This window comes from Actinacidiphila cocklensis (assembly GCF_907177275.1).
GTDB lineage: Bacteria > Actinomycetota > Actinomycetes > Streptomycetales > Streptomycetaceae > Actinacidiphila > Actinacidiphila cocklensis.
In genome coordinates this window covers 1-21,031 of sequence record NZ_CAJSLV010000078.1, presented here as the reverse complement: position 1 = coordinate 21,031, position 21,031 = coordinate 1, and the positions used below count along the sequence as shown (strand labels likewise).

Annotated in this window: 19 protein-coding genes; 15 read left to right on the top strand and 4 right to left on the bottom strand. The window is 70.0% G+C overall.

Annotation, left to right across the window (positions count from 1 at the left end; genetic code table 11):
• The first annotated feature begins 156 nt into the window (after positions 1 to 156).
• The 7 genes from NFU81_RS28435 (at position 157) to NFU81_RS28405 (ending at position 8,968) form a co-directional block, all read left to right on the top strand.
• Positions 157 to 873 carry an HAD family hydrolase gene (locus NFU81_RS28435; RefSeq protein ID WP_251495856.1) on the top strand — a complete coding sequence of 239 codons (717 nt, stop codon included), beginning with the start codon at positions 157 to 159 and terminating at the stop codon, positions 871 to 873.
• A 315-nt stretch (positions 874 to 1,188) separates the two neighbouring features.
• A complete protein-coding gene (locus NFU81_RS28430) occupies positions 1,189 to 2,769 on the top strand; it encodes an ABC transporter substrate-binding protein (RefSeq protein ID WP_251495853.1) in 1,581 nt (526 codons plus the stop codon).
• Positions 2,770 to 2,889: 120 nt separating this feature from the next.
• Positions 2,890 to 3,909 (top strand): ABC transporter permease, encoded by a 1,020-nt coding sequence (locus NFU81_RS28425; RefSeq protein WP_251495850.1) that lies wholly within the window; start codon positions 2,890 to 2,892, stop codon positions 3,907 to 3,909.
• Complete coding sequence (locus tag NFU81_RS28420; RefSeq protein WP_251495847.1) at positions 3,909 to 4,952, top strand: ABC transporter permease; 1,044 nt, start codon at positions 3,909 to 3,911, stop codon at positions 4,950 to 4,952. The genes NFU81_RS28425 and NFU81_RS28420 overlap by 1 nt, the downstream gene beginning before the upstream one ends.
• Entirely contained in the window at positions 4,949 to 6,010 is a 1,062-nt protein-coding gene (locus tag NFU81_RS28415) for an ABC transporter ATP-binding protein (protein WP_251495844.1), read from the top strand. The genes NFU81_RS28420 and NFU81_RS28415 overlap by 4 nt, the downstream gene beginning before the upstream one ends.
• Complete coding sequence (locus NFU81_RS28410; protein ID WP_251495841.1) at positions 5,994 to 7,349, top strand: oligopeptide/dipeptide ABC transporter ATP-binding protein; 1,356 nt, start codon at positions 5,994 to 5,996, stop codon at positions 7,347 to 7,349. Before NFU81_RS28415 ends, NFU81_RS28410 begins: the two co-directional genes overlap by 17 nt.
• A 26-nt stretch (positions 7,350 to 7,375) precedes the next feature.
• Entirely contained in the window at positions 7,376 to 8,968 is a 1,593-nt protein-coding gene (locus NFU81_RS28405; protein ID WP_251495838.1) for an ABC transporter substrate-binding protein, read from the top strand.
• A 68-nt stretch (positions 8,969 to 9,036) separates the two neighbouring features.
• Here NFU81_RS28405 and NFU81_RS28400 read toward each other — a convergent pair whose 3' ends face one another.
• Positions 9,037 to 9,708 (bottom strand): response regulator, encoded by a 672-nt coding sequence (locus NFU81_RS28400; RefSeq protein ID WP_251495835.1) that lies wholly within the window; start codon positions 9,706 to 9,708, stop codon positions 9,037 to 9,039.
• Between the two features lie 19 nt (positions 9,709 to 9,727).
• Entirely contained in the window at positions 9,728 to 10,600 is an 873-nt protein-coding gene (locus NFU81_RS28395; RefSeq protein ID WP_251495832.1) for a RecB family exonuclease, read from the bottom strand.
• Positions 10,601 to 10,726: 126 nt separating this feature from the next.
• Between NFU81_RS28395 and NFU81_RS28390 the strand changes: the two genes are divergently transcribed.
• The 3 genes from NFU81_RS28390 (at position 10,727) to NFU81_RS28380 (ending at position 13,830) form a co-directional block, all read left to right on the top strand.
• Complete coding sequence (locus NFU81_RS28390; RefSeq protein ID WP_251495829.1) at positions 10,727 to 11,944, top strand: site-2 protease family protein; 1,218 nt, start codon at positions 10,727 to 10,729, stop codon at positions 11,942 to 11,944.
• A gap of 146 nt (positions 11,945 to 12,090) precedes the next feature.
• The gene (locus NFU81_RS28385; protein ID WP_251495827.1) at positions 12,091 to 13,002 is read left to right on the top strand and encodes a tRNA (adenine-N1)-methyltransferase; all 912 of its coding nucleotides are present in this window, start codon (positions 12,091 to 12,093) and stop codon (positions 13,000 to 13,002) included.
• Positions 13,003 to 13,248: 246 nt separating this feature from the next.
• Positions 13,249 to 13,830: a hypothetical protein gene (locus NFU81_RS28380; RefSeq protein ID WP_251495824.1), complete on the top strand. Its 582-nt coding sequence runs from the start codon at positions 13,249 to 13,251 to the stop codon at positions 13,828 to 13,830.
• A gap of 27 nt (positions 13,831 to 13,857) precedes the next feature.
• Here NFU81_RS28380 and NFU81_RS28375 read toward each other — a convergent pair whose 3' ends face one another.
• Positions 13,858 to 14,148, bottom strand: a complete 291-nt coding sequence (locus tag NFU81_RS28375) for a ferredoxin (protein ID WP_251495821.1) — start codon at positions 14,146 to 14,148, stop codon at positions 13,858 to 13,860.
• Between the two features lie 241 nt (positions 14,149 to 14,389).
• Between NFU81_RS28375 and arc the strand changes: the two genes are divergently transcribed.
• The 5 genes from arc to prcA all read left to right on the top strand — a co-directional run bounded on the left by arc (position 14,390) and on the right by prcA (position 19,864).
• The gene (gene arc, locus NFU81_RS28370; protein WP_251495818.1) at positions 14,390 to 16,156 is read left to right on the top strand and encodes a proteasome ATPase; all 1,767 of its coding nucleotides are present in this window, start codon (positions 14,390 to 14,392) and stop codon (positions 16,154 to 16,156) included.
• 93 nt (positions 16,157 to 16,249) lie between these two features.
• Entirely contained in the window at positions 16,250 to 17,761 is a 1,512-nt protein-coding gene (gene dop, locus NFU81_RS28365) for a depupylase/deamidase Dop (RefSeq protein WP_251495802.1), read from the top strand.
• 122 nt (positions 17,762 to 17,883) lie between these two features.
• The gene (locus tag NFU81_RS28360; protein ID WP_251495799.1) at positions 17,884 to 18,102 is read left to right on the top strand and encodes a ubiquitin-like protein Pup; all 219 of its coding nucleotides are present in this window, start codon (positions 17,884 to 17,886) and stop codon (positions 18,100 to 18,102) included.
• A 107-nt stretch (positions 18,103 to 18,209) separates the two neighbouring features.
• A complete protein-coding gene (gene prcB, locus NFU81_RS28355; RefSeq protein ID WP_251495796.1) occupies positions 18,210 to 19,055 on the top strand; it encodes a proteasome subunit beta in 846 nt (281 codons plus the stop codon).
• Between the two features lie 65 nt (positions 19,056 to 19,120).
• Positions 19,121 to 19,864 carry a proteasome subunit alpha gene (gene prcA, locus NFU81_RS28350; RefSeq protein WP_251495794.1) on the top strand — a complete coding sequence of 248 codons (744 nt, stop codon included), beginning with the start codon at positions 19,121 to 19,123 and terminating at the stop codon, positions 19,862 to 19,864.
• Positions 19,865 to 19,989: 125 nt separating this feature from the next.
• Here prcA and NFU81_RS28345 read toward each other — a convergent pair.
• Positions 19,990 to 21,031, bottom strand: a 1,042-nt coding sequence (locus NFU81_RS28345; RefSeq protein WP_422665309.1) for a LacI family DNA-binding transcriptional regulator, incomplete at its 5' end; no start/stop codon positions are given.

The following is a 21,031-nucleotide window of genomic DNA, read 5'->3' as shown; positions in this document are numbered from 1 at the left end:
GCGTGCCCCTGCGGGGCGACGTAAACTAGACGGTCCGGCAGAGGCCGGTCGCCTTCCCCCACCGGGGAAGCGGCGACCGGCCTTTGTGTCCCCCAGAAAAGGGCACGTCGGCACCACTGCGGCGCCCGGTCAGCACCTCGGCCGAGGAGTGAGCCTATGACCAGCAGCATCCCCGTCGTCGACACCCGTCCGGCGGACGGCCGTGGCCTGCAGGCGGTACTGCTGGACATGGACGGCACCCTGGTGGACACCGAGGGCATCTGGTGGGCGGCGGAGACGGGGGTCTTCGCCGATCTCGGCCATGTCCTCGACGAGGTCCACAAGGAGGTCGTGGTGGGCGGGCCGATGGCCCGCAGCGTCGGCCACCTGATGGAGGTGACCGGCACGACGGCGACGCTGGCGGAGCTGATGGTGGCGATCGACACCCGCTTCGAGGAGCTGATCTCCCGCGGTGCCCCGCTGATGCCCGGCGCCAGGCGGCTGCTGACCGAGCTGGCGGCGCACGGGGTGCCCACGGCCCTGGTGTCCGCCTCGCACCGGCGCACGATCGACGCGATGCTGCACACCCTCGGCGCCGAGAACTTCGCCTTCACCCTCGCGGGTGACGAGATCGCCCGCACCAAGCCGCACCCGGACCCGTATCTGGCCGCCGCGGCCCGGCTCGGCGCGCATCCGGCCGCCTGCGTGGTGGTCGAGGACACGCGCACCGGGGTCGCGTCCGCCGAGGCGGCCGGCTGCCAGGTGGTCGCGGTGCCGTCGCTGGTGCCCATCGAGCCGGCCCCGGGGCGTACCGTCGTCACAACGCTCGACCAGGTGAATGTCCCTTTTCTGCGGTCGCTGGTCGAGCGCTCTGTGAATGTGGATCTTCACTGAGTGTGATCTCTGAATAAAATCTCACTAAGTGGAATCCGGCGGGTGTGATGATTGTCACACGACGGCCCATCGACAGCGGGTGCCCGGACTGGATGAGATTTCACTTACCGCATCTTTACTCGGGCGAAGTGTCCGTTTTGACGTACCGAGGATCGATAGCCCACACGTCCGCATATCGGAGGTGAACGTCCTGTTACCGGTATGTAATGTCCCCTCAATCACTCCGTGTCCCAGTGAGCCATGGCCGTCCCGCTAATGTCCTCGACGGTCGATGCCGACTCAACCGACCGGCATGTGAGCAAGGGGAATCACTGGATGTCACGAAACAAGCGTGTCGTCGCCGCAGCCGCCGTGGCCTTCCTGGCCATCGGCGCCTCCGCGTGCGGCGGCAAGAAGGATAATTCGTCGAGCAATGGCGACAGTGGCGGTGGCGGGGCCAAGGGCGGCGCCGTGATCGTCGGGACCACCGACTCGGTGTCCTCGCTGGACCCCGCGGGCGCGTACGACTACGGCTCGTGGGAGATCGTCGACAGCGTCTACCAGAAGGTGATGCACTTCGAGACCGGCGCCACCACGCCGACCCCGGACGCGGCCAAGAGCTGCAGCTTCACCGACCCCAAGACCTACTCCTGCGACCTGCAGCCCGGTCTGACCTTCTCCAACGGCGACCCGCTGACCGCGACGTCGGTGAAGTTCACCTTCGACCGGATGCTCAAGATCGCCGCCCCGAACGGCCCGTCGAGCCTGCTGGCCAACCTGGACAGCACCACCGTCTCCGGGGCCGGCACGGTTGTCTTCCACATCAAGAACCCCGACTCGACCTTCCCCTCGGTGCTCGCCACCGACGCCGGCGCCATCGTCGACGAGAAGGTCTTCCCGGCCGACAAGCTCCTCGACGGCTCGGGCATCATCGGCTCCGGCCCGTACACGCTGGACAAGTACACGGCCAAGCAGCAGGCCTCGCTGAAGGCGAACTCGAAGTACAAGGGCACCGCCAAGCTGAACAACAGCCAGGTCGTCCTGCAGTACTTCTCCGAGCCCTCCGCGCTCAAGCAGGCCGTCAAGGACGGCACCGTGACCGCGGCCTTCCGCAGCCTGTCGCCCACCGACATCCAGGACCTGAAGAAGACCAGCGGCATCCAGGTCCTCGACGGCACCGGCACCCAGAAGCGCTACATGGTCTTCGACGCCAAGGTGAAGCCGTCCGACCAGAAGGCCGTGCGGCAGGCCGTCGCCCAGGTCATCGACCGGGAAGGCATCGCCAAGGAGGCCTACGACAACACCGTGGCCCCGCTCTACTCGATGGTCGGCAACGGCATCGAGGGCCACACCGAGGCCTTCAAGGACAAGTACGGCGCCCCCGACACCGCCAAGGCCAAGGCGCTGCTCACCGCGGCCGGCATCACCACCCCGGTGCAGCTCGCCTACGCCTGGACGCCCAGCCACTACGGTGCGGAGTCCGCCGACGAGGCCACCACGATCAAGCGGCAGCTGGAGGCCACCGGCCTGTTCAAGGTCACCCTCAGCTCCACCGAGTGGCAGCAGTACCAGAAGGACGAGAAGTCCGACACGTACGCCTCGTACATGATCGGCTGGTTCCCCGACCTGCCCGACCCCGACAACGACGTCGCGCCGTTCCTGACCAAGGAGCCCTTCCTGGGCACCGGCTACGTCAACCCGCAGATCCTCACCCTGCTCAGCAAGGAGCAGGGCACGACCGACAAGGCCGTGCGCGACCAGGCCTTCGCGGACATCCAGAAGATCGTGGCGGAGGACGTCCCGATCATCCCGCTGTGGCAGGGCAAGCAGACCGTCGTGGTCCGCGACGGGGTCACCGGCGCCGACAAGGCCCTCGACCCGACGATGTTCCGGTTCTACGAACTCGGCACCAAGTGACCGACGGCCGGCCCGCGGGGGAGTGATCCCCCGCGGGCCGGCCCCGGCACGCGGCACCTTGCCGCGCACCCCGTCGTCCACGGTCCGGGCCAGACCGGACAGCCACCGGAAAGTCACCGCATGAGCAACACGAGCAAGCAGTCGGGCTCGCTGCGGCGCTACATCCTCACCCGGATCGCGCTCGCCGTGCCCATGGTCCTGATCCTGCTGATCCTGGTCTTCGTCATGATGCGGGTGGCACCGGGAGATCCGATCTCGGCGTCGCAGGGCGGCAAGCTGAACGCGGCCGAACTCGCCGCGAGACGCAAGGCGGCGGGCTTCGACGCCCCGCTCCTCCAGCAGTTCTGGGACTACCTGAAATCGGTGGTCACCTTGAACTTCGGCACCACCTTCTCCGATCGCCGCAGCGTGCGCGAGATCATTATCGAGAACGGCGGCGCCACCCTGACCCTGACCGCCGGGGCACTGGTCTTCGCCACGGTCATCGGCATCCCGGTCGGCCTGCTGGCGGGCCGCTACCGCGACCGCCCGGTCGACGTGGTCAGCCGGCTGGCGAGCACCGTCAGCTACGCGGCCCCGGTGTTCGTCACCGCACCGCTGCTCATGCTCGCCTTCGGCTCGACGTCCGGGCAGGCCTCCCCGCTGATCCAGCTCAACGTGCCCACCCAGACCCACATCCTGATCGTGGACGCGGCTCTGGACGGCGACTGGGACGCGGTCACCGACATCCTCCAGCACCTGCTGCTGCCGTCCGTCGCGCTCGGCCTGCTGATCGTCGGCGTCTTCATCAGGATGATCAGGATCAACCTCATCCAGTCGCTGCAGGGCGACTACATCGAGGCGGCCCGCGCCCGCGGCGTCAGAGAGCGCCACGTCGTCGCCCGGCACGGCTTCCGCAACGCCCTGGTCCCGGTGGTCACCGTGCTCGGGCTGCAGGTCGCCATGCTGCTCGGCGGTGCGGTGCTGACCGAGAAGATCTTCAACTGGCCCGGCATCGGCCGCCAGTTGATCGACTACATCAACCAGCGCGACTATGTCGCCGTCCAGGGCATCGTCACCGTCTTCGCCCTGGTCGTCGTCGTGATCAGCCTGCTGATCGACTTCGTCAACGCGCTGATCGACCCGAGGGTGCGCTACTGATGGCCACGACGACTCTCCCCACCGGGCCGATCGAGCCCACCGTGTCCGCCGCGGCCTCCCGCTTCGGCGGCCTGCGCCGGATCGTCTCGGCGATCCGCGAAGCCCGCGGCGTACCGAAGTTCATGCTGTGGACCGGCGCGGCCATCTCCGCGCTGTTCGTGATCACCGCGGTCTTCGCGCCGCTCATCGCGCCCTACAGCTTCGACACCTACAGGTCCGGCGGCCACAACTTCCCCAAGCAGGGATCGCCCGACGGAACCCACTGGTTCGGCACCACCGTGCAGAGCCTCGACGTGCTCTCCCGCACCATCTACGGCGCCCGCACCGCCCTTGAGGTGATGGTGCTCGCGGTGATCTTCTCGCTGATCCTCGGAGTGCTGCTCGGCCTGCTCGCCGGCTACTTCGGCGGCTGGCTCGACCGCATCCTGGTGCTGGTGATGGACGCGCTGTTCGCGTTCCCCTACCTGCTGCTCGCCATCGTCGCCGGCTTCGTCTTCTCCGGGATCTCCGGCGGCGGCGTGGTCACCGCGGCGCTGTCCATCACGGTGGTCTACATCCCGCAGTACTTCCGGGTCGTCCGCGCCTCCGCGCTGTCCGCCAGGGAGGCCACCTTCGTGGAGGCCGCCAGGGCGATGGGCGCCAAGCCGTCGGTGGTCATCCGCAAGTACCTGTTCGGCAACGTCATCCAGTCGGTGCCGGTCATCACCACCATGAACGCCGCCGACGCCATCGGTACCCTGGCCGGCCTGGGCTTCCTGGGCCTGGGCATCCAGCCCACCGAGGCCGCGGAGTGGGGCTACGACCTCGACCGCGCCATCGACGACGTCAACGCCGGCATGTGGTGGACCTGCCTCTACCCGGGACTGGCCATGGTCATCGCCATCCTCGGCTTCACCCTGCTCGGCGAGGGCCTCAACGACGTCCTCAACCCGACCATGCGGCGGCGCCGCATCAGCAAGGTGCTGCTGCCCGCCCACACCCGGCGCCGTACCGTCACGGCGCCCGCTCTGCCCGACGTTCCCGAAGGTGAGGCCGCCAAGTGACCGAACCCGTCCTGTCCGTCCGCGATCTGCGGGTCTGGTACGGCACTGACCGCGGCCCGGTACGAGCCGTGGACGGCGTCACCTTCGACGTCCGGCCCGGCGAGACCCTCGGCCTGGTCGGCGAGTCCGGCTGCGGCAAGTCCACCCTCGGCCGCGGGGTGCTCGGCCTGACGCCGGCCGCGGCCGCCGTCGACGGCGAGGTCGTGCTGCGCAGCCCCGGCGGCGCCGGACGCAACCTCGTCGGGCTGCCCGCCAAGGAGATCCAGCGCCTCCGCGGCCCCGAACTCGGTCTGATCTTCCAGGAGCCGATGACCCGGCTCAACCCGCTCATGCGGATATCGCAGCACTTCGAGGAGGCGCTGCGCGCCCACGAGAAGGGCCTGTCCAAGCAGGAGATCAGGACCCGCGCGCTGGACGCCCTGCGCGGCATGGGCATCCCGGAGAGCCGCTACCGCAGCTACCCGCACGAGTTCTCCGGCGGCATGCGGCAGCGCATCATGATCGCGCTCGCCCTGGTGCTGCGGCCGGCGTTCATCGTCGCCGACGAGCCCACCACCGCGCTCGACGTGCTGGTCGAGGCGCAGATCATCAAGATCCTCGCCGACCTGCGGAAGAACTTCGACACCTCGCTGGTGCTCATCACCCACAACCTCGGTATCGTCGCCGAGGCATGCGACCGGGTCGCGGTGATGTACGCCGGCCACATCGTCGAACAGGGCGACGCCCGCGAGGTGTTCGCCAACCCGCAGCACCCGTACACCAGGGAACTGCTCCGCTCCACCATCTCGCTGTCCACCACGGGGCTGCACTTCATCCCCGGCAGCCCGCCCGACCTGGTGGAACCGCCGCAGGGCTGCCGCTTCCACCCGCGCTGCCCGGTCGCGATGCGCGGCTGCGCCACGGTGGAGCCGCCCGAGGTGGTCCTGCCGACCGGAGTGGTCAGCGCCTGCTGGCAGCAGGCGATCGAGGTGGAGCCCTCGCTGGTGGACGAGCTGGGACCGGACGGGCGCGAGCCGCTCGCCGCTGTGAAGGAGATCAGCGTTGCTGACGAAGCCTGACATCGAACCGTCCGGCGAGGGAGCCGCCGCCGAGGTCGGCGAGCCGCTGGTCGAGGCCACCGGCCTCGAAGTGCACTTCGGCCTGCGCGGCGGCCTGCTCGGCCGCTTCTCCGGCAAGGCGGCCGGCGCGGTCCGCGCCGTCGACGGCATCGACCTGACCCTGCGCAAGGGCGAGGTCCTCGGCCTGGTCGGCGAGTCCGGCTCGGGCAAGACCACGCTGGGCCGCACCCTGATCGGCCTGACCAAGGCCACCGCGGGCAGCATCAGCTACCGGGGCCAGGACATCACCGAGTTGGGCGAGCGCGGGCTGCGGCCGCTGCGCCGCCGGCTGCAGATGGTCTTCCAGGACCCGCACGCCTCGCTCAACCCGGCGATGGACATCCGCACCGCCGTCGGCCACCCGCTGCGCATCCACAACCTGGTCGCCGACGACCAGGAGTACGAGGCCAGGGTCGTCGACGCGCTGGAGCGGGTCGGCCTGACCCCGCCGGAGCGCTACCTCGGCAAGTTCCCCGGCGACCTGTCCGGCGGCCAGAAGCAGCGTGCCGTGCTGGCCCGGGCGATCATCGCCGAGCCCGAACTGCTGGTCGCCGACGAGCCGATCTCCATGCTGGACATGAGCGTCCGCGCCAAGATCCTGCAGCTCATGCTGGACCTCAAGCGCGACCTGGACCTCACCTACGTCTACGTCACGCACGACCTGGCCAGCGCGAAGTTCTTCTGCGACTCCATCGCGATCATGTACCTCGGCCGCATCGTCGAGTACGGCCCCACCGCGCAGGTCTTCGCCAACCCCCAGCACCCGTACACCGAGGCGCTGCTCGCCGCGATCCCCGAGCCCGACCCGGAGCGCGCGCTGCCCCGCGAACTGCCGCGCGGCGAGATCCCCGACGCCGCCAGGCCGCCGATGGGCTGCGCCTTCCACCCGCGCTGCCCGGTCGCCGTCGCCGCGTGCGGATGGGAGGCCCGCGACCTGCGGACTCTGCTGGAGAACCGCTGGCTCGAACTGGCCCCCGAGGCCGCGGCGCGGGAGAAATCCCTCTTCGCCGACGTCGAGTCGCTGGCCGCCGAGAGCCTGAGCACCGTCGCAATCGCACCCGGCCGAGGCCACACGCCCGAAGATGTGTTGGAATACCTCCGGCATCTGCGCGAGGAAGCATCGGAAGCCGAACCGCGTGAACCCTTCTGGCGCGGCGTGGTGACGATGCATGCCGAAAACGGCCGGGCCGTGGTGGAGTTCGCGCCACCGCGTGACCCGCGCCTCAGCCTGATCCAGGCCACCGGCGTGCAGGTGGCCTGCCATCTGCGTGAACCCGTCGCGAGCACCACCGGTACATGAGCAGGAACAAGAGGAGAACGACGACGATGAACCGCAAGCTTCTGGTGCTGCCCGCCCTGCTGGGCGTGATGACACCCCTGCTCACCGGGTGCGGCGGTTCCGGCGGGGGGAGCGGTGGCGGCAAGGCCATCGTCGTCGGCACCACCGACAGCATCGAGCTGACCAAGGACAACCCGGCGCCGCTCGACCCCGCCACCTCGTACGACAGCGCCACCTGGAACATCTTCTACAACACGTTCCAGATGCTGCTGACCTACCAGCGCGGCAGCACCACCCCGAGCCCGGACGCGGCCAAGGACTGCCACTACACCGACGTCAGCGTGCTGACGTACCAGTGCACGATGCGGGAGGACCAGAAGTTCTCCAACGGCGACCCGCTGACCGCGCAGGACGTGAAGTTCTCCATCGACCGGATGCAGAAGATCAACTGGGCGGCGGGTCCCGCCTCGCTGATATCCGGCGTCAAGTCGGTGGACGCCCCGGACGACAAGACGGTGGTCTTCCACCTCAAGGCGCCCGACGCGACCTTCCCCGCCAAGCTCGCCACCCCGGCCGCGGCGATCGTCGACAAGAAGGTCTACGCCGCGGACAAGCCCTACAACGGCTTCCACCTGATCGGCTCGGGCCCGTACACGCTCAACTCCTTCGTCCAGGGCAAGCAGGGACAGTTCTCCAAGAACTCGAACTACAGCGGCACCCTGAAGGTCAACAACAGCGCCATCGAGCTGAAGCTGTTCGCCGACTCCAACAAGATGGAGTCCGCGCTGCGGTCCGGCGGCATCGACGTGATGGCGCGCACCCTGAGCCCGGACCAGATCGGCCACCTGCTCAGCAGCACCGACCCGAACGTGAAGCTCACCGAGTCGCCCGGCGGCGAGGCGCGCTACCTGTTCCTCAACACCGAGGCGCCGTCGCTGAAGAACGTCGCCGTGCGCAGGGCGATGGCCCAGCTCATCGACCGGCAGGCGATCACCCGCGACGTCTACAAGCGCACCGCGGACCCGCTGTACTCGGTGATCCCGCAGGGCATCACCACCCACACCAACTCGTTCTTCAACAAATACAAGGACCCCTCGGTCCCGCTGGCCAAGGCGGAACTGCGCGACGCGGGCATCACCGACAAGGTCTCGCTGACCATCAACTACCGCCGTGACAACGGTGGCACGATGAACAAGGCCGAGGCCCAGGCGATCGCCGCCCAGCTCAACGCGAGCGGGCTGTTCACCGTCACGACCAAGGACGAGCAGTGGAACACCTTCCTCAAGAAGGCGACCCAGCGCGAGTACGACGTCTTCGCCCTCAGCTGGCTGCCGGACTTCCCGGACCCGGACAACTACATCGCGCCGTTCTTCGACAAGGACAACTTCCTCAACCTGGCCTACGCCAACAAGACGATCGAGAACCAGCTGCTGCCGGCCACCCGCAAGCAGGCCGAGCGCGGGGCGACCACCACGGACTTCACCAAGGTCCAGAACATGATCGCCAACGACGTCCCGATGCTGCCGCTGTGGCAGGGCAAGCAGTACATCGCCGCCCGCAGTGACATCACCGGCGTCGAGTGGGCGCTGAACTCGTCCACCACCACCCAGTTCTGGGAGCTGGGCCGCGGCCACGGCTGACGCCGCCGCCCGCACACACCGCTGCCCGCCGGACACGCGTCCGGCGGGCAGCGGTCGTTCGGCCGGGCTCAGTTCGCGCCGGGGCGCACCAGGCCGCTCTCGTACGCGTAGACCGCGGCCTGCACCCGGTCGCGCAGGCCCAGTTTGGTCAGCACGTGCCCGACGTGGGTCTTGACGGTGGTCTCCGAGACGAACAGCTCGGCGGCGATCTCCGCGTTCGACAGCCCGCGGGCCACCAGCCTGAGCACCTCGACCTCGCGCTCGGTCAGGGTGTGCAGCGGCTGCGGCACCGACTCGTCACCGGACGGCAGCCGGCCCGCGTACTTGTCCAGCAGCCGCCGGGTGATGCTCGGCGCGAGCATCGCCTCGCCCGCGGCCACCACCCTGATCGCCTGCACCAGTTCGGCCGCGGGGGCGTCCTTGAGCAGGAAGCCGCTGGCGCCGGCCCGCAGCGCCTCGATCACGTACTCGTCGAGGTCGAAGGTGGTCAGCACCAGCACCTTGGCCGGCCCCGAGCGGTCGGGGCCGGTGATCTGCCGGGTGGCCTCCACCCCGTCCATCCGGGGCATCCTGATGTCCATCAGCACCACATCGGGCTGCAGCGCCCGCACCTGGTCCAGCGCCTGCTGGCCGTCCCCGGCCTCACCGACCACCATCAGGTCGGGCTCGGCCTCCAGGATCATCCGGAAACCGGTACGCAGCAGGGGCTGATCGTCCACCAGCAGGATGCGGATCGCCACGGGTACTCCTCCGTCTTCGCTAGACCGCATCATTCTCGCCCACCAGCGGCGGCGCACCGGCTATTGCGGGCAGCGGATAGGGCGGGGGAGTCCCACCGAATTCGGGACACAACGCCTGGTGGTCGCACCAGCCGCACAGCGGGGTGCGGCGCGGCTGCCAGTCGCCGGTCTCGGTCGCCGCCCGGATCGCCTCCCACAGGGCGAGCAGCTTGCGCTCCGTACGCAGCAGGTCCGCCTCCGACGGGTCGTACGTCAGCACGTCGCCACTGCCGAGGTAGACCAGCTGCAGCCGCCGCGGCACGACACCGCGCAGCCGCCACAGCACCAGGGCGTAGAAGGACATCTGGAACATCGGCTCGTCGGCATACTCCGGGCGCGGGGCCTTGCCGGTCTTGTAGTCCACCACCCGCAGGTCGCCGGTGGCCGGCGCGACGTCCAGCCGGTCGACGTAACCGCGCAGCGTCAGCCCCGACTCCAGCACCGTCTCCACGTACAGCTCGCGCTCCGCGGGTTCCAGCCGGGTGGGGTCCTCCAGGGTGAACCAGCGGTCCACCAGCGCGCGGGCGCTGTCCAGCCAGGCGGCGAGCGCGGCCGGGTCGGCCGCGTCGAACAGCACGGACAGCTCGGGCCTGGCGGCCAGCAGCCGCTGCCACTCGCCCGGCACCAGGTCCCTGGCCCGTGCGGCGGTCCTGTCGGCCGCCGGGGCGTCGAAGAGCCGCTCCAGCACCGCGTGGACCACGGTGCCGCGCGTCGCGGCCTGGGTCGGCTTCTGCGGCAGCCGGTCGATCACCCGCAGCCGGTACAGCAGCGGGCAGCGCATGAAGTCGGCCGCACGCGACGGCGACAGCGACGTCGGCGGTCGCGGCGGAATGCTCTCGATGCTGGTCCCCATGGGGCACGACCCTACGGCCTGCCACTGACAAGCCGGTGCCCGCCGGGCGTAACGGCGCAATAGCATGGCAACAAGACCTCGATCCGCGCGAGCGGTGCGAGGTCCGTATCCGAACGAGGGGAAGCAGTGAGCGAGAGCGGTCGGCCGCCGTCCAAGAGCGACGCCCCTGGCCAGAACGGCGACTCCGGCAGCTCTGCGCGAGAGCCCGGCGGCGGAATCCTCATGGGCCGCTTCTTCGGCGTGCCCATCTACGTGGCGCCCAGCTGGTTCCTGGTCGCGGCGCTGATCACCTGGGTCTTCGGCGACCAGCTCGACACGGTGCTGCCCGAGCTGGGGCGGGTCCGCTACCTGGTGTCGCTGTTCTTCGCGGTGGCCTTCTACGGGTCCGTGCTGGTCCACGAGCTGGCGCACACGGTGGCGGCGCTGCGGTTCAAGCTCCCCGTGCGGCGTATCCAGCTGCAGTTCTTCGGCGGCGTCTCGGAGATCGAGAAGGAGTCCGACACACCGGGCAGGGAATTCGTGCTGGCCTTCGTCGGGCCGCTGCTCTCGCTGGTGCTCGCCGGGGTGTTCTTCGGCGGCATGCAGCTGGTCGAGTCCGGGACGGTGCCGGGAGTACTGCTCGCCGGGCTGATGATCAGCAACCTGATCGTTGCGATCTTCAACTTCCTGCCCGGCCTGCCGCTGGACGGCGGCCGGATGCTGCGGGCGGTGGTCTGGAAGATCAGCGGCAAGGCGATGACCGGCACGGTGGCGGCGGCCTGGGTGGGCCGCGGGCTCGCGCTTGCGGTGCTCGTCGGCCTGCCGATGCTGTCCTACGCCCGCAGCGGCAGCGACGGCAGCACCGGCTTCGAGTCGCTCACCGACGCGCTGCTCGCGGCGATCCTGGCGGCCATCATCTGGACCGGTGCGGGCAACAGCCTGCGGATGGCCAGGCTGCGCGAGCGGCTGCCCGAACTGCAGGCCCGCACCCTGACCCGCAGGGCCGTGCCGGTCGCCTCCGACACACCCCTGTCCGAGGCGCTGCGCCGAGCCCACGAGGCCGGCGCCAGGGCGCTGGTCGTGGTCGACGGCCGCGGCGCCCCCACGGCCCTGGTGCGCGAGTCCGCGATCGTCACCATCCCCGAGCACCGCCGCCCCTGGGTCGCGGTCAGCGGCCTGGCCCAGGACCTCACCCCCGGCATGCGCGTCTCCGCGGAACTCGCCGGCGAGGCCCTGCTCGACACCCTCAGGGCCACCCCGTCCACCGAGTACCTGGTGATCGAGCCGGGCGGCGAGATCTTCGGCGTCCTGGCCACCTCCGACGTCGAGAAGGCCTTCATCGCCGCGATGTCGCGGTCTTCCTAGGCGGCTCTGTTCGCCTCCGGGGCGCGCAGCGCGGCGCCGGCAGGGGAGTGCCGCCCGCAGGCAGGTCCGGCCCGTACGGCAGGCCCGGCCGCCGAGGCCGGGCTCCACGGTCGGGCGGGGCTTCAAAGCCGGATAGGCTGATCCCCATGTCCGAACCGACCGGTGCCGCCCGCCGACGTGGGCCATTCAGAGTCGGGGACCAGGTCCAGCTCACCGACCCCAAGGGACGCCACTACACCTTCACGCTCGAAGCCGGGAAGCAGTTCCACACCCACAAGGGTGCCTTCCCGCACGACGAGCTGATCGGTGCTCCCGAGGGCAGCGTGGTCCGTACCACGGGAAACGTCGCCTACCTCGCGCTGCGCCCGCTGCTCCCCGACTACGTCCTGTCCATGCCCCGCGGGGCCGCCGTGGTCTACCCCAAGGACGCGGGGCAGATCCTGGCGATGGCCGACATCTTCGCCGGCGCCCGCGTGGTCGAGGCCGGGGTGGGGTCCGGGTCGCTGAGCAGCTTCCTGCTGCGGGCGATCGGCGACCACGGGATGCTGCACAGCTACGAGCGCCGCGCGGACTTCGCCGAGATCGCCACCCAGAACGTGGAGCGCTACTTCGGCGGCCCGCACCCGGCCTGGCAGCTCACCGTCGGCGACCTCCAGGACAACCTGTCGGACACCGACGTGGACCGCGTGATCCTGGACATGCTGGCGCCCTGGGAGTGCCTGGAGCCCGTCGCCAAGGCCCTGGTGCCCGGCGGCATCCTGTGCGCCTACGTGGCCACCACGACGCAGCTGGCGCGTACCGTCGAGGCGATCAGGGAGCACGGCAGCTTCAACGAGCCGGCCGCCTGGGAGACCATGGTCCGCACCTGGCACGTCGAGGGCCTCGCGGTCCGGCCCGACCACCGGATGATCGGCCACACCGGCTTCCTGCTCACCGCCCGCCGGCTCGCCGACGGCGTCGAGCCGCCACTGCGGCGCCGCCGCCCCGCCAAGGGCGCCTACGGCGAGGACTACACGGGACCCGGCAGCGGCAGCGGCGGGGCCGGGGCCGACCGCTAGACCCTGATCGACGCCGAGCAGACCCCGATTCGACCGGGTGGTTTCGGCCAACTTCACCATGCCGCCGCCGGTTTGTCCGTTCCCGACAAACCGGCGGCGGCTTCTTCGCGCCCCGCGGCCGCGGCAGCGCCCGAGCCGGGTCCGGGGCCGCGGTGGCCGCGCGTATCCGCCCCCGGCGTTCCGGCGGGATGTGACGTGTGGCACCATGCTGGCCACCCCCGCCGTTCGACCCCAGGAGCCAGGCGAGTGCAGCCGTCCGCAGGCCAGGACCTTCCGCACACCCGCACCCGCGGTGTCCACTGGATCAGTACGGCCGCCGCACTGGGCGCCGTGGTCGCCGCGGTGGCCCTGGTGCAGCCCGCCGACGCCTCGCAGGACAAGCCGGCCGCCACCGCGACCACCCCTGCGGCCCCGGTCGCGCCCCCCGACCCGGCTGCCGTCACCTACCCGCTGGCCTGCGGGGACGGTGTGAAGACCGACGTGATCAGCAAGGTCTCGGGCGACCTCGACGGCGACGGCCGCCCGGAGACCGCCGTGGTGGTGCGCTGCCACACCGACACCGGCACCCCGCCGAGCGGCGTCTACGTCCTGTCCGCGCCCGCGAAGGCGGGCGGCCCGCCGCGGATAGCGGTGACCCTGGTCAAGCCCGAGGACAACCGGCAGATCAGCCACTTCCGGCTGGAGGGCCGCACGCTCATGGCCACCGTGCTGGGCTTCTCCTCCGACGCCGTCCCGCAGTGCTGCCCCGACCTGAGCCGCGGCTACTCCTGGGAGTGGCGCGACGGCCGCTACGTGGCCCTTCCCGGGCCTGCCGGCACCTCGGTCTGACGCCGGCCGGGCGCCGTCACCGGGCCGTCACTCCGCGTCGGGGCCGTAGACCTCGACGCGGTCCGCCGCCCGCCGCACATGGATGCAGTCGCCGGGGCACTCCTTGGCCGAATCCACCACATCCCGCAGCAAAGCCACCGGTACGGGTACGGTGGCACCAGGGGTCTGCCGGAGTTCGTCGTCCTCACCCTTGACATAGGCGAGGCCGTCGATGTCCAGCTCGAACACCTCCGGTGCGTACTGCACGCAGATGCCGTCGCCGGTGCACAGGTCCTGGTCGATCCAGACCTCAAGCGCTTCGGCCGTCTCGTTGCTCACGGAAACTCATCCCTGCCGTTAGTCGTTCGGGAAGCAACCGCCCTGTCCGGCTGTTGACCGAATCGACGATACAACCGGCGGCTTTCCGGGCGTGCTCGGTGGGTATCTCAGTGGCGGAGGGACGTACGCAAGGGTGAAGATCGGACACACCGCGATCGTCTTTGTGATCTAGGGGTTTCAACCCCCACCAGCCCAGGTAGGGTCTGGAAACGTCCAGCTCCCCTTGGAGGAGGTGAGGACCGTGGCGGCCCACGACGACGACATCAACCGTGGCGGCCGACCCGCTCGTGGTTCGGAAGACCCCATGAGCCAGGTCGCCTTTCTTGAGCAGGAGATCGCCGTCCTGCGACGCAAGCTCGCCGACTCTCCGCGGCACACGAGGATTCTCGAAGAGCGGATCGTCGAGCTGCAGACCAATCTGTCCGGCGTGTCCACGCAGAACGAACGGCTGGCGAGCACCCTTCGCGAGGCCCGCGACCAGATCGTGGCCCTCAAGGAGGAGGTGGACCGGCTCGCGCAGCCACCGGCGGGCTTCGGCGTTTTCCTGCAGTCCAACGACGACGGCACGGCGGACATCTTCACCGGCGGGCGCAAGCTCCGGGTGAACGTGAGCCCGTCGGTCGAGCTCGACGACCTCAGGCGCGGACAGGAGCTGATGCTCAACGAAGCGCTCAACGTGGTCGAGGCGATGGAGTTCGAGCGGGTCGGCGACATCGTCACCCTCAAGGAGATCCTGGAGGACGGCGAGCGCGCCCTGGTGATCGGGCACACCGACGAGGAGCGGGTGGTCCGGCTCGCCGAACCGCTGCTCGACGGCACCCTGCGCACCGGCGACGCCCTGCTGCTCGAACCCCGCTCCGGATACGTCTACGAACGCGTGCCCAAGAGCGAGGTCGAGGAGCTGGTCCTCGAAGAGGTCCCCGACATCGACTACCGCCAGATCGGCGGCCTCGGCAACCAGATCGAGCAGATCCGCGACGCGGTGGAACTGCCCTATCTGCACGCCGACCTGTTCAAGGAGTACGAACTGCGCCCGCCCAAGGGCGTGCTGCTCTACGGCCCGCCCGGGTGCGGCAAGACGCTCATCGCCAAGGCGGTCGCCAACTCGCTGGCCAAGAAGGTCGCCGAGGTCACCGGGCAGCCGCAGGGCAAGAGCTACTTCCTGAACATCAAGGGCCCGGAGCTGCTGAACAAGTACGTCGGCGAGACCGAGCGGCAGATCCGCCTGGTCTTCCAGCGTGCCCGGGAGAAGGCGAGCGAGGGCACTCCGGTCATCGTCTTCTTCGACGAGATGGAATCGCTCTTCCGCACCCGCGGCAGCGGCGTCAGCTCGGACGTGGAGAACACCATCGTCCCGCAGCTGCTCGCCGAGATCGACGGCGTGGAGGGCCTGGAGAACGTCATCGTGATCGGCGCCTCCAACCGCGAGGACATGATCGACCCGGCGATCCTCCGCCCGGGCCGGCTGGACGTGAAGATCAAGATCGAGCGTCCTGACGCCGAGGCGGCCAAGGACATCTTCTCGAAGTACCTGGTCGACACCCTGCCGCTGCACGGCGAGGACCTGGCGGAGCACGGCGGGTCCACGGCGGCCACCGTGGACGCCATGATCCAGTCCGTGGTCGAGCGGATGTACTCCGAGACCGAGGAGAACCGCTTCCTGGAGGTCACCTACGCCAACGGTGACAAGGAGGTCCTGTACTTCAAGGACTTCAACTCGGGCGCGATGATCCAGAACATCGTGGACCGGGCCAAGAAGATGGCGATCAAGGCCTTCCTCGACCACGACCAGCGCGGCATGCGCGTCTCCCACCTGCTCGCGGCCTGCGTGGACGAGTTCAAGGAGAACGAGGACCTGCCGAACACCACCAACCCCGACGACTGGGCGCGGATCTCCGGTAAGAAGGGCGAGCGGATCGTGTTCATCCGCACCCTGGTGACCGGAAAGCAGGGTGCCGACACGGGTCGCTCCATCGACACCGTGGCGAACACCGGACAGTATCTGTAAGCACTACCCTCCGGCTGCGGGTCCCGACAGCGGGTACCCGCAGCCGGTGTGTTTTCCGGCCCGCACGGGCCGGAGCCGGGCAAGGAGGGCCGCATGACCGTACGGCGAGTAATGGGCATCGAGACGGAGTACGGGATCTCCGTCCCCGGCCACCCGAACGCCAATGCCATGCTCACCTCGTCCCAGATCGTCAACGCCTACGCGGCGGCGATGCACCGAGCGCGACGCGCCCGCTGGGACTTCGAGGAGGAGAACCCGCTGCGGGACGCCCGCGGCTTCGATCTCGCACGGGACTCGGCGGACTCCACCCAGCTCACCGACGAGGACATCGGCCTGGCCAACGTGATCCTCACCAACGGTGCCCGGCTCTACGTGGACCACGCGCACCCCGAGTACTCGTCGCCCGAGATCACCAACCCGCGGGACGCGGTGCTGTGGGACAAGGCCGGCGAGCGGATCATGGCCGAGGCCGCGCTGCGCGCCGCCCAGCTCCCCGGTGCCCAGCCGATCCACCTGTACAAGAACAACACCGACAACAAGGGCGCCTCCTACGGCACCCACGAGAACTACCTGATGAAGCGCGAGACGCCGTTCTCCGACATCGTCAGGCACCTCACGCCGTTCTTCGTCTCCCGGCAGGTGGTGACCGGCGCGGGCCGGGTCGGCATCGGCCAGGACGGCCGCGAGCACGGCTTCCAGCTGAGCCAGCGCGCGGACTACTTCGAGGTCGAGGTCGGCCTGGAGACGACGCTCAAGCGCCCCATCATCAACACCCGCGACGAACCGCACTCCGACGCGGAGAAGTACCGCCGGCTGCACGTGATCATCGGCGACGCCAACCTCTCGGAGATCTCCACCTACCTCAAGCTCGGCACCACCGCCCTGGTGCTGTCGATGATCGAGGACGGCTTCATCAAGGTGGACCTGGCCGTGGACCAGCCGGTCCGCACCCTGCACGACGTCTCGCACGACCCCGGTCTGCAACGGCTGATCACCCTGCGCAACGGCCGCACGCTGACCGCCGTGCAGCTCCAGATGGAGTACTACGAGCTGGCCCGCAAGTACACCGAGGAGCGCTACGGCTCGGACGCCGACCCGCAGACCAAGGACGTGCTGGCCCGCTGGGAGGACGTGCTCAACCGGCTGGAGAGCAATCCGATGAGCCTGTCGGGCGAGCTGGACTGGGTCGCGAAGCTGGAGGTCCTGGAGGGATACCGGCGCCGCGACAACCTGGGCTGGGACGCGGCCCGGCTGCAGCTGGTGGACCTGCAGTACGCCGACGTGCGCCCCGACAAGGGCCTCTACAACCGCCTGGTGGCCCGCGGCCGCATCAAGCGGCTGCTGGACGAGCAGGAGACCGTCAGGGCCGCCACCAAGCCCCCTGAGGACACCAGGGCGTACTTCCGCGGCCGCTGTCTCGAACAGTACGCGGACGACGTCGCCGCCGCCTCCTGGGACTCGGTCATCTTCGACCTGCCCGGCCGTGACTCACTGCAACGGGTGCCCACCCTGGAACCGCTGCGCGGCACCCGCAACCACGTGAAAGAACTGCTGGACCGCTGCCGCACGGCCGAAGACCTGGTTCGCATCCTCTCCGGCGGCTGAAACGGGCCAGAACCGGGAATCAACGGGGTAGCACTCGGACGTTGACGTATTCGAGAGCCGGGGACGGGCCCTGCTTGTAGGGTCTGATCTTGTAGGACATGCAACCGAGCGGGGTGAGGGACATGGCAACCAAGGACACCGACGGCGGACAGCAGAAGGCAACGCGTTCCACGGACGAGGTCGAGGAGGTCCAGCAGGACGCCCAGGCCGCCGACGACCTCAAGGAACGCCACGAGAAGCTCTCGGACGACGTGGACTCCGTCCTCGACGAGATCGACGACGTCCTGGAGGAGAACGCCGAGGACTTCGTCAGGTCCTTCGTCCAGAAGGGCGGGCAGTAGCCGCTCTCACCCCGCCCCGCGGCCGGTATCCGGTCCGCGGGGCGGATGGATTTCCGGACCGGCGGGTAGGGTCCGTACCGACCTCAAGATCGTGTGGAAGGAATCGCGTGGAAGCCAACTCTCGCAGCACCGGGCGTCTGCCGGCCGCCTTCCTGACGCCCGGCTCGTCGTCGTTCCTCGACTTCCTCGGCGTGCACTCGCCCGAGCTGCTGCCGGGCAACCGGACCCTGCCGCCGCTCAAGGGCGCGGTCGAGCTGCCGCACGGCACCACGATCGTGTCCGCGACCTTCGACGGCGGCGTCATCCTGGCCGGCGACCGACGCGCCACGATGGGCAACGTCATCGCACAGCGCGACATGGAAAAGGTCTTCCCCGCCGACGAGTACTCGGCGGTCGGCATCGCGGGCACCGCGGGCCTTGCCGTCGAGATGGTCAAGCTCTTCCAGCTGGAGCTGGAGCACTACGAGAAGATCGAGGGCGCCACCCTGTCCCTGGAGGGCAAGGCCAACCGGCTGTCCACGATGATCAGGGGCAACCTGAGCATGGCCCTGCAGGGCCTGGCCGTCGTCCCGGTCTTCGCCGGCTACGACACCGACCGCGGAAGGGGACGGATCTTCTCCTACGACGTCACCGGCGGCCGCAGCGAGGAGACCGGCTTCGCCGCCACCGGCTCCGGCTCGGTCTACGCCCGCGGCGCCCTCAAGAAGCTCTACCGCAAGGACCTGACGGAGCGCGAGATGACCACCGCGGTCATCCAGGCCCTCTACGACGCGGCCGACGAGGACTCCGCCACCGGCGGTCCCGACATCGCCCGCCGGGTCTTCCCGCTCATCACCGTGATGACCGAGGAGGGCTACCGCCGGCTGCCGGACGCCGACGTGGCCGCGCTCGCCCGCGAGGTGATCGACGCCCGGCTCGAACGTCCCGACGGGCCGCAGGCCCAGGTGCTGTGACCGCAGGTCAGCCGACCCCCCTCCGCACTGTCCCAGCGCCGACTGCAGAAAGGCACGGTTAGCCGGTGTCCACGCCCTTTTATGTCTCACCCCAGCAGGCCATGGCGGACCGCGCCGAATACGCCCGCAAGGGCATCGCGCGTGGCCGCAGCGTCGTCGTGCTGCAGTACACCGACGGCATCGTCTTCGTCGCCGAGAACCCGTCCCGCGCGCTGCACAAGGTCAGCGAGATCTACGACCGGATCGCCTTCGCGGCGGTCGGCAAGTACAACGAGTTCGAGAACCTGCGGATCGGCGGGGTGCGCTACGCCGACCTGCGCGGATACACCTACGACCGGGACGATGTGACGGCCCGTGGGCTCGCCAACGTCTACGCCCAGACGCTCGGCACGATCTTCTCCAGCGTCGGCGAGAAGCCGTACGAGGTGGAGCTGATCGTCGCGGAGGTGGGCGCCGCGCCCGAGGACGACCAGATCTACCGGCTGCCGCACGACGGCTCCATCGTCGACGAGCACGGGGCGGTCGCGGTCGGCGGCAACTCCGACCAGATCGGCAGCTACCTCGACCAGCGGCACCGCGACGGGATGACGCTCGCGGAGGCGCTGGCGCTGGCGGTGGAGTCGCTCAGCCGGGACACCAACGGCAGCGACCGCCAGCTGACGGCGGAGCAGCTGGAGGTCGCGGTCCTGGACCGGACGCGGCCGCAGGCCAGGAAGTTCAAGCGCATCCTCGGGCGCCAGCTCACCCGCCTCCTGGAGGCGGAGAGCGCCGCCACCACCACGACGGACGACCCCTCCGACGAGGAGTAGTTCCCCGGGCGCCCCTGAAAACGGTCCCCCTCTCGCGCAGAGGGCACGCCATCAGGGGCGCGGGAACTGCGCGACAGGCCACGGCGCAGCCGCAGGCAAGCGGCGCCGCGCCGAGCGGCACCTCCTCACGTGCGCGACGCAGTCGAGGCGCGGGGGAGGAGCGTGAGGGGGAGCTCGACCGGGGGTGCGGGGCGGCCCGCGAGGAGGGCCAGCAGGGCCGACATACCGTGCTCGCCGATGGATTCCGCGGGCAGCCGGACCGTCGTGAGCTCGGGATCGAGCGCCGTCGCCAGTGCGAGGTCGTCGAAGCCCGACACGGACACGTCGTCCGGCACCCGCAGGCCCAGCGCCCGAGCGGCCTTGCAGGCGCCCGCCGCGAGGATGTCGTCGTCGCACAGCAGCGCGGTGGGCCGCGGCCCCGGCGCGCTCAGGGCGCGCACCGCCGCGTCCCTGGCCGCGGCCACGTTCAGCGCGGACGTCTGCCGCGCGGCCGCCGGCACCCCGGCGGCGGCCAGTTCGGCCGTCACGGCCTCGGTGCGGACCCGGAAGGTCCAGGTGTCCACGTCCGCCGCGATGTGCGCGATCCGCCGGTGGCCGAGGTCCAGCAGGTGCCGGGTGACCTGGCGCATGCCGTCCGCGACGGCGAGGTTGACCGTCGGCGGGCCGCCGGGGATGTCAGGGTCGCTGTCCAGCATCACCAGCGGCAGCCCGCCGTCGCCGATGCCGGCCAGCGCGTCCGCGGCCATGGACGAGGCGATGACCCCGTCGATCGCGGCCCTGGCCGAGCCGAACGGGTCGCGGGCCGGGCCGATGCCGGCGGGGGAGGGGTAGAGCACGACCCCGAAGCCGTGCTCGTCGGCCACCTTGGCGGCGCCGGCGTAGACCCGCGCGAAGTACTCGTGGGTGAGCGCGGGGACGACGAGCAGCGCCGTCCTGGTCGCCCCGAGCCGCAGGCTCCGCGCCGCGAGGTTCGGCCGGTACCCCAGCTCCCCGGCCGCGGCCCGCACCGCCCGCACGGTCCGCTCCGAGACCCGCCCGCGCCACTTCTCCCCGAGTACCAGCGACACCGTCGCCTGCGACACCCCGGCGACCCGCGCCACGTCCCGCGACGTCGGCCGCGCCCCCGCGGCGGGACGCCGCCCGCCGGACGGCGGGCCGCCGTGCGCC

Coding starts and splice junctions, on each gene's coding strand:
- NFU81_RS28395 (WP_251495832.1), bottom strand. CDS start 10,600: ATGGGGACCAGCATCGAGAGCATTCCGCCGCGACCGCCGACGTCGCTG.
- dop (WP_251495802.1), top strand. CDS start 16,250: ATGACCGTACGGCGAGTAATGGGCATCGAGACGGAGTACGGGATCTCC.
- NFU81_RS28435 (WP_251495856.1), top strand. CDS start 157: ATGACCAGCAGCATCCCCGTCGTCGACACCCGTCCGGCGGACGGCCGT.
- NFU81_RS28425 (WP_251495850.1), top strand. CDS start 2,890: ATGAGCAACACGAGCAAGCAGTCGGGCTCGCTGCGGCGCTACATCCTC.
- NFU81_RS28385 (WP_251495827.1), top strand. CDS start 12,091: ATGTCCGAACCGACCGGTGCCGCCCGCCGACGTGGGCCATTCAGAGTC.
- NFU81_RS28360 (WP_251495799.1), top strand. CDS start 17,884: ATGGCAACCAAGGACACCGACGGCGGACAGCAGAAGGCAACGCGTTCC.
- NFU81_RS28430 (WP_251495853.1), top strand. CDS start 1,189: ATGTCACGAAACAAGCGTGTCGTCGCCGCAGCCGCCGTGGCCTTCCTG.
- NFU81_RS28420 (WP_251495847.1), top strand. CDS start 3,909: ATGGCCACGACGACTCTCCCCACCGGGCCGATCGAGCCCACCGTGTCC.
- NFU81_RS28405 (WP_251495838.1), top strand. CDS start 7,376: ATGAACCGCAAGCTTCTGGTGCTGCCCGCCCTGCTGGGCGTGATGACA.